Origin of the sequence: Paenibacillus sp. OK076 (assembly GCF_900110055.1) — a bacterium.
Taxonomy (GTDB): domain Bacteria; phylum Bacillota; class Bacilli; order Paenibacillales; family Paenibacillaceae; genus Paenibacillus.
In genome coordinates this window covers 3,625,075-3,638,621 of sequence record NZ_FOCH01000001.1, presented here as the reverse complement: position 1 = coordinate 3,638,621, position 13,547 = coordinate 3,625,075, and the positions used below count along the sequence as shown (strand labels likewise).

Below are 13,547 nucleotides of genomic sequence, written 5' to 3'. Positions count from 1 at the left end.
AAGATTAGTACGTCTTAGAAGAACACAAGCAGGAAAGGCAAGCCCTGGTTTTTCGTTATGCCTGCAGGCCCGACTTGCTGGAGGGGAAGGTAAGCATGGATTTATGGACTGACAATACGCTGACACGGGTGAACGAATGAAACTATTGGATATTTTCGGGTTGTTAAAAAAAGACATGGACTACATTGAAAAAGAGCTGTATCGCAGTGTTCAGGGAGAACAGAAGCTGCTAAGCGAAACGTCACTTCACCTGCTCAAGGCAGGGGGGAAACGTTTGCGTCCGGTATTTGTGTTACTGGGTGGGAAATTTGGTACATACGACATTGAACGTCTGAAGCTGGTAGCGGTTCCGCTGGAACTGATTCATTCGGCTTCTCTGGTTCACGATGATGTTATTGATAACGCCGCGACACGCAGAGGTAAACCTACGGTGAAGTCCAAATGGGATAATCGGATTGCCATGTACACCGGAGATTACATTTACGGCAAGGCGCTTGAAATGACTGCGGGCCTGTCCGATCCGGCGATACACCGTATTCTGGCCAAAGCGATGGTGCAGATGTCCATTGGTGAAATGGAGCAAATTCGGGACTTTTTCAATACGGGACAAAGTGTACGTAATTATCTCTTGCGCATTCGTCGCAAAACGGCGCTTCTTATTGCTGTCAGCTGCCAATTGGGGGCGCTTGCTACTCGTGCGCCGGAACATGTATCTTCGTTGCTGTACACCTACGGTTACAACGTGGGTATGGCGTTCCAGATTCAGGACGATGTGCTTGATCTGGTTGGAACCGAGAAGCAACTGGGCAAGCCTCCAGGCAGTGATATGAAGCAGGGAAATATTACGCTGCCTGTACTGTATGCATTGCAGGAACCCAACTTGCGTGAGCCTTTGCTGGAGGAGATAAGCCGCGTTCAGCACGAGGAGGGACGGGCGAGTGCATCCGATGCGATTGGAATGATTCGCCAAAGTCAAGGAATTGCTAAAGCAGAAGCCTTGGCTGACCGATATATGAAGAAAGCGCTCGATGCTCTGGATCAACTGCCTAACATCAAGACCACCAAAAACTTGCGTGATATCGCTCATTTTGTAGTCAAACGTACGCATTAATATGTTTGGACTTTACTCTGCTATGGACGGCGCCTTTTCATGATGCAGTTTTTCGTGTAGCTGTTCTCACTCAAAAAAATAATGTTCATGTGATATTCCTCATTGGGGGGATTTGGACATGTATGTTACAATCAAAGGGATTGCGTTTACATAATGAAATAACTTTGAACCGTGAGTGAGGAGTGAGCCTATGGATCGTACATTTTTGATGGTGAAGCCGGATGGTGTGCAGCGTGGTTTGATTGGGCGTATCGTTAGCCGTCTGGAAGACAAAGGATTTAAGTTGGTGGCAGGCAAGCTGGTGCAGATGTCTGAAGATCAGGCCAAACGCCATTATGCTGAACATGAGGGGAAACCGTTCTTCGATGATCTGGTTCGTTTTATCACATCTGGACCTGTATTTGCTATGGTCTGGGAAGGTGACGACATCGTGGCGCTTGCGCGCATCGTAATCGGGAAAACCAATGTGAAGGAAGCGGCTCCGGGTACCATTCGCGGAGATTTCGCCAGCCACACACCGCATAATCTGATTCATGGGGCGGATTCACCGGAAAGCGCCACTCGTGAAGCAGCAAACTTCTTTGCTCCGGATGAGCTGGTAACGTACGACAAGAGCATCGCAGCCTGGTTGTAATTTTTTAGCCAGAAGGGTGATACGATGCTGGAGCAGGAACAACTACTAGACCCGGATTACGCCGGATTTATTCGGAAAATCAAAGAGAGCACAGGCATTGATCTTGCTCAATACAAGGAAGGCCAGATGAAAAGACGGCTGACCACACTTCGTAACAAAAACGGATTTCATACGTTTTCTATCTTTTTTGATGCCATGCAAAAGGACAAGTCTCTATTTTATGAGTTTCTGGACCGCATGACCATTAACGTCTCGGAATTTTGGCGCAACCCTAATCGCTGGGAAGTACTGCGGGATGAAATCTTGCCCGAGTTGCTGGGTCCGAAGCGTGGCGTTAAGGTGTGGAGTGCCGCTTGTTCCACAGGCGAAGAACCTTACACGCTGGCGATGATTCTGGACACGATGGGCATTCTTAAGGGAAGCTCCATTACGGCAAGTGACTTGGATGAAGGTGCTCTCGCAAAAGCCAAGGAAGGGCGTTATATGGAACGCTCGCTTAAAGATGTTCCGAAGGAAACGGCCAATCGATACTTTAAGCAGGATGGCTTGGTGTACCGTATTGATGAACAACTGAAAAGTTCAGTTAAGTTCATGAAGCAAAATCTGTTGCTGGATCGTTTTGACGAGGGATATGATCTGATTGTGTGCCGCAATGTCATGATCTATTTTACCGAGGAAGCCAAAAACCTGTTGTATCACAAGTTTGCAACAAGTTTGCGTCCAGGTGGTATTTTGTTCGTGGGCAGTACGGAACAGATTTTCTCCCCAGGACAATATGGTCTGGAGACAGCGGAAACATTCTTTTATCGCAAAAAATAATTTTAATTATTTCATAACCGTCTGGCGTGCACATGTATATGTGTCCAGGCGGTTATTTGCATAATGGATGAATGGATATTTCCCAGACACGTCGGAATCTCAAACAATCACCATTCGAGTCCAATCCATTTTAGGACAAGAAACGACCGGCTTTCTTGTCAAAGCCGGTCAGCTATACTATAATAAGCAAAGAAATTATGGGATTTTAGCAATGTGAAGTTTAACAGTTTAAAGGGGGAACGTATTATGAGTTTACGCTATTTAACCGCAGGGGAGACGCACGGACCCCAATTAACCGCAATTATTGAAGGCTTGCCAAGCAATCTGAATATTGACTTTGAAGAGCTGAATTTTCAGCTTCACCGCCGCCAGAAGGGATATGGCCGTGGACGTCGCATGCAAATTGAGAAGGATCAGGCCAATTTCGTTGGTGGTATCCGTCACGGATATACAACGGGTGCTCCCGTAGCGTTGGTTGTTCAAAATAATGACTGGAAACACTGGCAGAATATTATGAATATTGAGCCGATTGAAGGCAGTGACGAAGAGAAACGTCGCGTTCATCGTCCACGTCCGGGACATGCCGACTTGAATGGCGGGCTCAAATATAACCTGAAAGATTTGCGTAATGTGCTGGAGCGTTCCAGTGCGCGTGAGACAACGGTGCGTGTAGCGTGTGGTGCTATTGCACGTCAATTCCTCGCTGAATTCGGAATCAAAGTAGCTGGACGTGTGTTGCGTATCGGAGAAATTGAAGCTCCTTATCAAGATCTGCCGATCGATGAACTGATCGAAGTGACAGAAGCTTCCTCCGTACGTGTAACTGATGCAGAAACCGAGAAGAAGATGGAAGCCTACATCGACCAGATCAAGCAGGAAGGCGACTCCATCGGTGGAATCGTTGAATGTATCGTTGAAGGTGTGCCTGTGGGTCTTGGTAGCCACGTACAATATGACCGTAAACTGGATGCACGGATTGCTCAGGGCGTAATGTCCATTAACGCATTCAAAGGTGTGGAAATTGGTATCGGGTTCGAAGCCGGAACGATTCGTGGTTCTCAGGTGCATGATGAGATTGTGCATAGTGAAGAGCGTGGTTATCACCGGGCTACCAACCGTTTGGGCGGATTCGAGGGCGGAATGACTAACGGTATGCCAGTTGTGGTACGTGGGGTTATGAAACCTATTCCTACGTTGTACAAACCGCTTCAAAGTGTGGATATCGATACCAAAGAAGCATTTACAGCTCAGGTTGAACGTTCTGATGCATGTGCTGTTCCGGCAGCGAGTGTCGTAATGGAGCATGTGGTAGCCTGGGAAATTGCAAAAGCTTTCCTTGAGAAATTTGGCGGAGACTCCATGGAGGAAATCCGCGCGAACTTTGCCAACTACAATAATCAACTGGAGAATTACTAAGATGCGCCAGCTGACAGTGCAGTTGGAGGAGCGCTCTTATCCAATCCTGATTGGCAGCGGTCTGTTGGCTCAAGCGCCTCAATATTTTGAGCAATATGGCTTAACCAAAAAAAGCCCCTTACTCATTATTACCGATGAGCATGTGGCCCCCAAATACTTGTCTGGTCTGGAACAAACATTGCGTACGGCTGGTTTTACAGTCGTCTCCGCAGTTGTTCCATCGGGTGAAACATCCAAATCCCTTTCGGTATATCAGGATATGATGACTGTCGCCATTGAAGGCAAACTGGATCGCAGTTCGGCGATTGTTGCTCTAGGCGGGGGTGTAGTAGGGGATCTGGCTGGTTTTGTTGCTGCTACATATATGCGTGGAATCAAGTTTGTACAAGTGCCTACGACGATTCTGGCGCATGACAGCAGTGTTGGCGGCAAGGTGGCTGTCAATCATCCGCTGGCTAAAAATATGATCGGTGCATTCCATCAGCCAGAGCTGGTACTTTATGATGTGGATACTCTTCAAACCTTACCGCCACGCGATGTCTCGGCTGGTTTGTCAGAGATGCTGAAGCATGGACTGATTCGTGACGAAGCTTTTGCATACTGGTGTGAGGAGCATGCGGATGAGCTGCTTGCCCTTGATCCGGAAGCTCTGGGATATGGCTTGGAACGAGGCTGTGGTATTAAAGCAGAGATTGTATCGCGTGACGAACGGGAAAATGGAGAACGCGCATTGTTAAACCTGGGTCATACGATTGGTCATGCCATTGAAGCGATTGCCGGTTACGGCGAATTTCTGCATGGTGAAGCCATCTCGATTGGTATGGCGGGTTCGGCATTGCTCGGTGAGAAGTTGGGAGCCCCAGCAGGCCTCTATGACGATACGGTTCGCATGCTGCGTTCACTGCGCCTGCCGGTGACGATGCCAAAACATTTGGATACGGATGCATTAATGGATGCAATGATGCACGACAAAAAGTTCCGTGAAGGCCATATGGTCTTCATTATTCCTGACCGGATCGGCGCTGCCAGAATTGTGAAAGATGTACCGGTATCGGCAGTACGCGACGTCATTGAATTGCTCAAGAAGGGAGATTAAAAGCGATGGTTACTCGGGGAATTCGCGGGGCTACTACGGTCACGCATAATAACGAAGAACATATTTTGAAAGAAACGGCTGTACTATTGCAGGAAATCGTGGATCGTAACGAGATCCAACCCGAAGATATTTGCAGTGTGTGGATTACGATGACTGGAGATTTGGATGCTGCTTTCCCGGCAAAGGCAATTCGCCAGTTGGATGGCTGGGAGCTTGTACCCTTGATGTGTGCGCTGGAAGTTCCGGTTGCAGGCGCCTTGCCACAGTGCATCCGTTTTATGGTACATGTTAACACTGCAAAAGGTCAGAATGAAATCAACCATGTGTATCTTAACGGAGCACAGTCTCTGCGTCCCGATTTGGCGGCACCTTCCAAATCGTAAGATTAGAGTGGTTGTCAAATCATTCGGAATGCTGTATAGTGAGAACCAGTTGAGTAGAGTAGAGATTGAGCTGAGAGCAGCTGAGATGAGTGGAGTATATAGCAGAGTCTAGCGGGTGGTAACCGGAGCAACAGAAGCCGGTCAACTGATTCGCGGTACGTCGTGCTACGGAATTGTTGGAAACAGGATGAAGGAATGCAAACGTGTCTAGCGACATCGTTTTGTTTAGGTATAACACAACCGATATCCTCATGCATTTCATGAAAGAATGAGTGCTATGGATGAGAATCAGTGTATACCGGTACATTTCCTTATGATTTGATGGATATATATTACATCAATACAACAGCCTGTGTGATAATTCGGTAAGGATGCATGTATATGGACTTGTTATTTATGAAGCACCAACCTGTTGAAACAGCTTATAACCAAACCTCTACCTGATGGTAGAGGTTTTTTTGTATATTGAATTGTTTCTTCTACCCATATAGGTTCAACTAAACTTTTTACACAAAAACGGAGAGGACAGAAATAACCTGAAGAAGCGGAGCGTTCGCCTTTATCACCGGATTTTCCCTTTAGAAAGGGAATCAAAAAATCTGGGGATAACAGCGATCGGAAGGTTGTTCTGTCATCGGAGTGCTCAGTGTAAACCTCTTTAGTTGAACTTATATAAATCTGAAAGGACGTGATCTGATGATAACGCCAAACGTTAATCAAGTACTGAAAATGTCGAATGAATATAATCTGATTCCGGTAGTCAAACGGATTCTGGCAGACATGGAGACCCCGATTCGGATTTTTCGCCGTTATGCTGACAACGACCGGGCATTTCTGCTGGAAAGTGTGGAGGGTGGAATTCAATGGGCGAGATATTCCTTCATTGGTACAGATCCGTTCCTGATGATCTCCGCCAAAAAAGGCCGGATCGTGGTAGAAGAAGCGGGACAGATTCGAGAACTGCCAGGCAAGCCGATTGAAGAACTCAAAGCGCTGCTGCGTAAGTATCGTAGTCCGAAGGATGATGAACTGCCCCCATTTACAGGCGGGGCCATCGGTTTCTTTGGATACGATCTGCTGCAATATTATGAGAAGCTTCCGGCCCACGCGCTGGATGATCTGAAAATGGATGATATTCGCTTCATGTTCTGTGACCAGATTATCGTGTTTGACCATGTGAAGCAGCAGATGCTGCTCGTGGGCAATGTGCACGTGAAAGACGGTGCAACGGATGATGATATCCGTAAAGCTTATGCTTTAACTTCTGAGAAGCTGGAACAGGCGGCTGAACGCTTGCAGCAGCAAGGACCAGGGGAGAACCTGAACCCGCGTTCCATCCCAGGAGACGTGGAACTGGGAGATATCCAATCCAATCTCACGAAGGAGCAGTTTATCGGGAATGTAGAACAGGCCAAAGAGTACATTCGGGCAGGAGATATTTTTCAGGTGGTGTTATCCCAACGTTTCCATATTGATACCGAAGTTTCTCCGCTGCATGTATATCGCGTGCTTCGGACGTTGAATCCATCACCCTACATGTATTATCTGAAGATGGACGATGAAATTATTGTAGGGACTTCACCGGAAGCGTTGGTAAAAGTGGATGGAAACCGCGTAGAGACACGGCCGATTGCGGGAACCCGTCCAAGAGGAGCTACGGAAGCAGAAGATCGTGCATTGGCCGCAGATCTGCTGCAGGATGAGAAGGAACGTGCGGAACATCTGATGCTTGTCGATCTGGGTCGTAATGATCTGGGACGTGTGTCTAACTTCGGAAGTGTGAAATGTGACATGTTCATGGAGATTGAACGATATTCCCACGTCATGCACATGGTGTCCAACGTTACAGGTGAGCTTAGAGAAGACAAGGATTTCTTTGATGCATTTCTTTCATGTTTGCCTGCGGGTACCGTATCAGGTGCGCCGAAGCTGCGTGCGATGGAAATTATCGCCGAACTGGAAAAAGAAGCACGGGGTGCTTATGCAGGTGCAATCGGTTATCTTGGTTTCTCAGGCAACATGGACTCCTGTATTACAATCCGAACGATTATTTTCAAAAAAGGAAAAGCTTATGTGCAGGCTGGAGCCGGAATCGTATGGGATTCGGTGCCTGAGAATGAATATGAAGAAACAGTAAACAAAGCCAAAGCGTTGCTCAAGGCAATTCGTACAGCAGAAGCGATGTTTCCTGCCAAAGAAAAGGATCACACGTTGAAACTTGCCAACGCCGATTATTTTGTTACCCCGGCCACGGCCGCACAAAACTGAGAGAGGAGAGACCGGAAATGAATATGAACCCAGTCATGAATGAAGAATTCGAGCGATCTGTAACTGAAGTTAGTCATGCTGAAGGCATGAAGAATGGCCTTGCCAAAATTTTGGAGGGCAGCCACCTGGAGCAGGCAGAAGCGCGCGACCTAATGTACTCCATCATGAGAGGTGAGGCGACTCCGGCTCAAATCGGAGGTTTGCTTATGGGCTTGCGGATGAAGGGGGAAACGGTGGATGAAATCACGGGGTTTGCCGAAGCCATGCGTGGACAGGGCGGACGGATTCTGACGGACGGCAATGGACTGCTGGACACCTGTGGAACAGGTGGTTCAGGGATTCATAAGTTCAACATTTCAACGGCGTCAGCCATCATTGCCTCAGCAGTCTCTGTCCGGGTGGCTAAGCACGGTAATCGCTCTGCCTCAGGCAAGGCGGGCAGTGCGGATGTACTTGAAGCATTGGGCGTGAATATTCATCTGGACGGAGAGCAGGCGAGACAATGTCTCGATGAGATCGGAATCTGTTTTTGTTTTGCTCAGGTGTACCACCCTTCTATGAAACATGCTGCTGCGCCAAGAAAAGAGCTGGGTGTGCGTACGATCTTTAACATGCTCGGACCTCTCACCAATCCTGCGGGAGCGGATCGACAATTGCTTGGTTTATATGACCGCAGCCGGACACCGATGATCGCTGAAGTGTTGAATCGTCTGGGGCTGAAAAGAGCTTTGGTCGTAGCGAGTCATGATGGACTGGATGAAATCAGCATTTCCGCACCTACCCAGGTATCCGAGCTGCGCAATGGTGAAGTGCATACGTATGACATTGATCCACGTGACATGGGATTATCGTTGCATCCGCTGGAATCGGTTCTTGGAGGAGATGCGGCTCAGAATGCCGAAATTATTAAAAGGATCTTCCAGGGAGAACGGAGCGCATACCGCGATGTCGTTCTGTTGAATGCTGGAGCGTGCATCTATGTATCCGGTCTAGCGAATACCATTGCAGAAGGTGTGTTGATGGCAACAGAAGCTGTAGACTCTGGTAAGGCTGCCAGAAAGCTGGAACAGTTAATTCATACAACGGAGGCGTACAGTCATGTATCTTGATCGAATCGTAGCAACCAAACATAAAGAAGTTGAAGTTCTCGCACAAACATTTCAGATGGACGATGCGCTGAAAAAGATAGAGGCATTACCCAATACTCGTGGATTCGAACGTGCTTTATCAGAGAGACGTAATCGTAAACTGGGTCTCATTGCCGAAGTGAAGAAGGCTTCTCCGTCCAAAGGACTGATTCGTCCTGATTTCCATCCGGTAGAGATTGCTTCCGCATACGAACGGGCTGGAGCGGATTGTATATCCGTATTGACCGACGTTTCTTATTTCCAGGGAAATAGCGAATACTTGCAGGCTATTCATGAAGCTGTGAACATACCGCTACTGCGCAAGGATTTTATTATAGATGAGCGACAGATTGCCGAGGCAAGGCTGCTTGGCGCGGATGCCATTTTGCTGATTGCGAGCATTCTGACACCCGAACAGATGCGTCAATATCTGACGTTTGCCAAAAGTCTGGGCCTTGATGCATTAATTGAAGTCCATGACCGTGCAGAGCTGGAGCAGGTACTTGATATTCCGCAAGCAACACTTGTAGGCATCAACAACCGCAACCTGAAAACATTCGAAACCAGTCTCAACACCACGTTGGATTTGATGAACTTGATTCCGGATGGTGTAACATTAATCAGTGAAAGTGGAATTGACGGCCCTCAACCATTGGAATCTCTTATTGAGGCAGGTGTGCATGGTATCCTTGTTGGGGAGCATCTGATGCGCAAGGACGATGTTGAGGCAGCTGTATATGAACTGATGGGAACAAAAGCATGAATGCATTCAATCATGACGGCAAAGGCAGCAGAGACGTGGATCTGCGAAACCGGCCGGCAGCGGCTGTAAAAATATGTGGACTTCAGGACGTTGAAGTGCTAAAATCGATGATAAACTTGCCTGTGGATTACATTGGTGTTGTTTTTGCCCCATCTCGTCGCCGTATTACACCTGAACAGGGTGCCGAGCTAAGAACGGTTCTCTTGGACTGGACGATGTTCGATCGGCCGAAGCTGGCGGGTGTTTTCGTGAATCCCACGCTCGAAGAGCTGGAAAGCATCATGCAGATTTCACGCCTGGATGTCATTCAGCTGCATGGACAGGAATCGCCGGAATTTTGTGAACAGGTGAAGCAGCGCTTCGGTACCGAAGTGTTTAAGGCTTTCTCTTTTCCCAAGGATGAAACAGGTTCATTATCTGACGATACCGCCTTGCTGGCACTTGATCCATATAAAAATGTGGTGGACGCCATATTGCTCGATACGTTTGACCCGCTCTATGGAGGGGGCTCCGGTAAAACCTTTGCCTGGGAACGAATTCCTTTCTATGCCGAATGGGCAAGAAAACATGGAATCGCGTTGTTCGTGGCAGGAGGATTGCAGCCGGATAATGTGCAACAACTGATACAGACATATGCACCGGACGGCGTCGATGTATCCAGCGGCGTAGAGTCCGAAGGTGTGAAGGATATTGCGAAAATTACAGCATTTGTAGAAAGGGTGAAGCAGGCATGACACATCAATTGCCGGATCAACACGGGCGTTTCGGTCCCTTCGGAGGCCGCTTTGTACCTGAGACACTAATGAACGCTCTAATCGAACTGGAGGAAGCGTATAGCCACTTCTCCGAAGACGAGGATTTCAACAAGGAACTGAATTACCTGTTAAGCGAGTATTCTGGACGGGAAACGCCTTTATATCATGCAGAGCAATTGTCCCGCCGCTTGGGTGGACCCAAAATTTATCTGAAACGTGAAGACCTGAACCATACGGGAGCGCACAAGATCAATAACGCTATTGGACAGGGATTGCTGGCTAAACGGATGGGGAAAAAGAAAGTCATCGCTGAAACAGGTGCAGGACAGCATGGTGTTGCCACGGCAACCGTTGCTGCATTGCTAGGGCTTGAATGCAAAGTGTTTATGGGCGAAGAAGATACGCAGCGACAACAATTGAACGTATTTCGGATGAAGCTGCTTGGGGCGGAAGTCATTCCGGTGACATCTGGAACGCGCACATTGAAAGATGCAGGCAACGAAGCACTCCGCTACTGGGTTAGCAATGTGGAAGATACCTTCTACGTGCTTGGATCGGTAGTCGGTCCTCATCCGTATCCAATGATGGTACGTAACTTCCAGCGAGTGATCGGTGATGAGACACGGCGCCAGATTCAGGAGATTGAAGGACGGCTGCCGGATGTGATTGTTGCAGCTGTAGGCGGCGGAAGTAATGCAATCGGCATGTTCTATCCGTTTATTGGCGATCAGGATGTGAAGCTTGTTGGTGTTGAAGCAGCAGGTAAAGGGGTGGACACCGAGTTCCATGCGGCTACGATGAGCAAAGGAACACATGGTGTATTCCAGGGTTCGATGAGTTATCTACTGCAAGATGAATACGGACAGGTTCAGCCAGCCCATTCCATTTCGGCGGGACTTGATTATCCAGGTGTTGGTCCCGAGCATTCCTATCTCAAAGATATTAAACGTGCAAAATATGTCCCGATTACGGACCAGGAGGCATTGGATGCCCTGCAGTTACTGAGCCGAACCGAAGGCATTATCCCTGCTTTGGAGTCAGCCCATGCTGTTGCGCAGGTCATCAAGCTTGCACCTGAACTCAGCGCTGATGATATCGTTGTGATCTGTCTTTCCGGTCGTGGTGATAAAGACGTTGAATCCATTATGAAATATACAGGAGGGGACTTGGCATGAACCTGATGGACCAGACCTTCCAGCAATTGAAAGAACAGAACCGGACAGCACTTATCCCATTCCTTACGGTTGGAGATCCAGATGTAGACACCACGGTAGAAATCATTAAGGAATTGGAACAGGCGGGGGCAGACATTTTGGAGCTCGGTGTTCCCTATTCTGATCCGCTCGCAGATGGACCTGTAATCCAGCGTGCTTCCGAGCGTGCATTGAAAAGCCAGATCACGATTCGGACTTGTATGGAGACAGCGGCAAGAGCGCGTGCTGCGGGTGTAAAACTGCCTTTTGTACTGTTCACCTACTATAATCCGGTATTACAGACGGGACTGGATGTATTTTTTGACGAGTTGATCAAACACGAAATCAGCGGCATGATCATCCCGGATCTTCCGATTGAGGAAGCGGAGGATATGCGACGCCGTGCGGATGCTGCAGGTGTGCATCTGGTTCCGCTCGTAGCTCCTACGTCCAATGCGAGAATCGAGCGTATTGTCACGGGAGCACGTGGTTTCATCTATTGTGTCTCTTCTCTAGGTGTTACGGGAGAGAGAGCTTCCTTTTTCGATGGGGTAGAGAGCTTCATTGAAACTGTAAAGAGTCTTACAGATCTTCCGGTCGCTGTTGGCTTCGGCATTTCCAGTCACGAGCAGGTCGCTCGTTTCTCCCGTATCTGTGACGGCGTTGTTGTAGGCAGTGCTATCGTTCGTCAGGTGGAAGAAGCCATACCTCTTCTTGGAAACCCGGATACACGTCAGGCGGGACTGTTGCAAATTCGCAACTTTGTGGCACAATTAAAAGGATAGGGATTCAATGATGTTACATCCACGGGGCATGCTCAGCACAGGCTGAGGCATGTCCATAACTATTTTAATAACAGGAGGCGGTCGAGTTGAAACCGAAGTCCCAGATTGTCAATCTGCCTGTATATAAACCGGGCAAACCGATTGAAGAAGTGAAACGTGAACTGGGTTTGGAGCAAGTGATTAAGCTGGCCTCCAACGAAAATCCATATGGAAGTTCGCCTGCTGCGCTTGAAGCGATCACCAGAGAGCTGGTCAATGTAAGCATATATCCGGATGGAAGTTCCAAGGAACTGACTGAAGTGCTGGCGAAGCATCTGGGAGTGGAACGGAATAATCTGATCTTTGGTTGTGGATCGGATGAGATCATTGCGTTGATCACTCGTGCATTTTTCCTCCAGGGAGACGAGAACATCATGGCCGACCAGACGTTCTCTGTATACAAAAGTAATGCTGACATCGAAGGTGCTGTCAGCATTGAAGTGCCACTTAAAGATGGAACTCACGACCTGACTTCCATGCTGGCGCAAATCAATGATAAGACCAAAGCAGTTTGGGTGTGTAACCCCAATAACCCAACGGGTACAATTATCTCTGAGCAGGAATTGACGGCATTCCTGGATCGTGTACCTTCTCATGTCATGGTTGTGCTGGATGAAGCCTATTATGAATTTGTAACGGATGAGGCGTATCCACAAAGCATCCCTATGATTGAGCGTTATCCTAACCTGGTCATTTTGCGGACATTCTCCAAAATCTATGGCTTGGCTTCATTGCGTATTGGATACGGTATTGCACGTCCCGAAGTGATCGATCTGATCAACCGCGTGCGTGAGCCGTTTAATACTTCACGCTTTGCTCAGGTTGCCGCAAAAGCAGCGCTGGAGGATCAGGCTTTTGTCCAAGCATGTGCGGAGCGTAATGCAGTAGAGCGAGCGTATTTGCAAAATGAATTCAAGCGGTTAGAATTGCCGTTTTTCCCTTCCCAGGGTAACTTTATCATGGTTGATCTGGATATGCCTTCCGCAACGGCGTTCCAGTCGCTATTAAAACAAGGTATTATTGTTCGTCCTGGATTCGATGTATATCCAACATACATTCGTGTGTCCGTCGGAACATCAGAACAGAACCGTGCGTTCGTCACGGCACTGGAGAACACGCTGGCTGAGAAGGCGGTAGCACGCCCTTAAATCTGGCGAC

At 48.2% G+C, this 13,547-nt stretch carries 13 protein-coding genes; all 13 read left to right on the top strand.

Annotated features, from left to right (window positions below; all coding sequences use genetic code 11):
• The first annotated feature begins 136 nt into the window (after window positions 1-136).
• The 13 genes from BMY78_RS16090 to hisC all read left to right on the top strand — a co-directional run bounded on the left by BMY78_RS16090 (window position 137) and on the right by hisC (window position 13,537).
• The gene (locus tag BMY78_RS16090) at window positions 137-1,111 is read left to right on the top strand and encodes a polyprenyl synthetase family protein (protein ID WP_090900589.1); all 975 of its coding nucleotides are present in this window, start codon (window positions 137-139) and stop codon (window positions 1,109-1,111) included.
• A 190-nt stretch (window positions 1,112-1,301) separates the two neighbouring features.
• Window positions 1,302-1,745, top strand: a complete 444-nt coding sequence (ndk, locus tag BMY78_RS16085) for a nucleoside-diphosphate kinase (RefSeq protein WP_090900586.1) — start codon at window positions 1,302-1,304, stop codon at window positions 1,743-1,745.
• A 24-nt stretch (window positions 1,746-1,769) separates the two neighbouring features.
• The gene (locus tag BMY78_RS16080; protein WP_076288938.1) at window positions 1,770-2,564 is read left to right on the top strand and encodes a CheR family methyltransferase; all 795 of its coding nucleotides are present in this window, start codon (window positions 1,770-1,772) and stop codon (window positions 2,562-2,564) included.
• Window positions 2,565-2,810: 246 nt separating this feature from the next.
• The gene (gene aroC / locus BMY78_RS16075; protein WP_063566771.1) at window positions 2,811-3,980 is read left to right on the top strand and encodes a chorismate synthase; all 1,170 of its coding nucleotides are present in this window, start codon (window positions 2,811-2,813) and stop codon (window positions 3,978-3,980) included.
• 1 nt (window position 3,981) lies between these two features.
• Complete coding sequence (aroB, locus tag BMY78_RS16070) at window positions 3,982-5,076, top strand: 3-dehydroquinate synthase (RefSeq protein WP_090900583.1); 1,095 nt, start codon at window positions 3,982-3,984, stop codon at window positions 5,074-5,076.
• A 5-nt stretch (window positions 5,077-5,081) separates the two neighbouring features.
• Window positions 5,082-5,459 carry a chorismate mutase gene (aroH, locus tag BMY78_RS16065; protein ID WP_090900580.1) on the top strand — a complete coding sequence of 126 codons (378 nt, stop codon included), beginning with the start codon at window positions 5,082-5,084 and terminating at the stop codon, window positions 5,457-5,459.
• A 696-nt stretch (window positions 5,460-6,155) separates the two neighbouring features.
• Window positions 6,156-7,727 carry an anthranilate synthase component I gene (trpE, locus tag BMY78_RS16060; RefSeq protein WP_090900577.1) on the top strand — a complete coding sequence of 524 codons (1,572 nt, stop codon included), beginning with the start codon at window positions 6,156-6,158 and terminating at the stop codon, window positions 7,725-7,727.
• Window positions 7,728-7,813: 86 nt separating this feature from the next.
• The gene (gene trpD / locus BMY78_RS16055) at window positions 7,814-8,836 is read left to right on the top strand and encodes an anthranilate phosphoribosyltransferase (RefSeq protein WP_371129171.1); all 1,023 of its coding nucleotides are present in this window, start codon (window positions 7,814-7,816) and stop codon (window positions 8,834-8,836) included.
• Window positions 8,826-9,617: an indole-3-glycerol phosphate synthase TrpC gene (trpC, locus tag BMY78_RS16050; RefSeq protein WP_090900574.1), complete on the top strand. Its 792-nt coding sequence runs from the start codon at window positions 8,826-8,828 to the stop codon at window positions 9,615-9,617. The genes trpD and trpC overlap by 11 nt, the downstream gene beginning before the upstream one ends.
• A complete protein-coding gene (locus tag BMY78_RS16045; RefSeq protein ID WP_090900571.1) occupies window positions 9,614-10,351 on the top strand; it encodes a phosphoribosylanthranilate isomerase in 738 nt (245 codons plus the stop codon). The genes trpC and BMY78_RS16045 overlap by 4 nt, the downstream gene beginning before the upstream one ends.
• Entirely contained in the window at window positions 10,348-11,547 is a 1,200-nt protein-coding gene (gene trpB / locus BMY78_RS16040; protein ID WP_090900568.1) for a tryptophan synthase subunit beta, read from the top strand. The genes BMY78_RS16045 and trpB overlap by 4 nt, the downstream gene beginning before the upstream one ends.
• A complete protein-coding gene (trpA, locus tag BMY78_RS16035) occupies window positions 11,544-12,350 on the top strand; it encodes a tryptophan synthase subunit alpha (RefSeq protein ID WP_090900565.1) in 807 nt (268 codons plus the stop codon). The genes trpB and trpA overlap by 4 nt, the downstream gene beginning before the upstream one ends.
• Window positions 12,351-12,436: 86 nt before the next feature.
• Window positions 12,437-13,537 carry a histidinol-phosphate transaminase gene (hisC, locus tag BMY78_RS16030; RefSeq protein WP_090900562.1) on the top strand — a complete coding sequence of 367 codons (1,101 nt, stop codon included), beginning with the start codon at window positions 12,437-12,439 and terminating at the stop codon, window positions 13,535-13,537.
• Window positions 13,538-13,547 lie beyond the last annotated feature (10 nt).

Coding starts and splice junctions, on each gene's coding strand:
- trpE (WP_090900577.1), top strand. CDS start 6,156: ATGATAACGCCAAACGTTAATCAAGTACTGAAAATGTCGAATGAATAT.
- ndk (WP_090900586.1), top strand. CDS start 1,302: ATGGATCGTACATTTTTGATGGTGAAGCCGGATGGTGTGCAGCGTGGT.
- BMY78_RS16045 (WP_090900571.1), top strand. CDS start 9,614: ATGAATGCATTCAATCATGACGGCAAAGGCAGCAGAGACGTGGATCTG.
- aroH (WP_090900580.1), top strand. CDS start 5,082: ATGGTTACTCGGGGAATTCGCGGGGCTACTACGGTCACGCATAATAAC.
- trpB (WP_090900568.1), top strand. CDS start 10,348: ATGACACATCAATTGCCGGATCAACACGGGCGTTTCGGTCCCTTCGGA.
- BMY78_RS16080 (WP_076288938.1), top strand. CDS start 1,770: ATGCTGGAGCAGGAACAACTACTAGACCCGGATTACGCCGGATTTATT.
- aroB (WP_090900583.1), top strand. CDS start 3,982: ATGCGCCAGCTGACAGTGCAGTTGGAGGAGCGCTCTTATCCAATCCTG.
- trpA (WP_090900565.1), top strand. CDS start 11,544: ATGAACCTGATGGACCAGACCTTCCAGCAATTGAAAGAACAGAACCGG.
- trpD (WP_371129171.1), top strand. CDS start 7,814: ATGAAGAATGGCCTTGCCAAAATTTTGGAGGGCAGCCACCTGGAGCAG.
- BMY78_RS16090 (WP_090900589.1), top strand. CDS start 137: ATGAAACTATTGGATATTTTCGGGTTGTTAAAAAAAGACATGGACTAC.
- trpC (WP_090900574.1), top strand. CDS start 8,826: ATGTATCTTGATCGAATCGTAGCAACCAAACATAAAGAAGTTGAAGTT.
- aroC (WP_063566771.1), top strand. CDS start 2,811: ATGAGTTTACGCTATTTAACCGCAGGGGAGACGCACGGACCCCAATTA.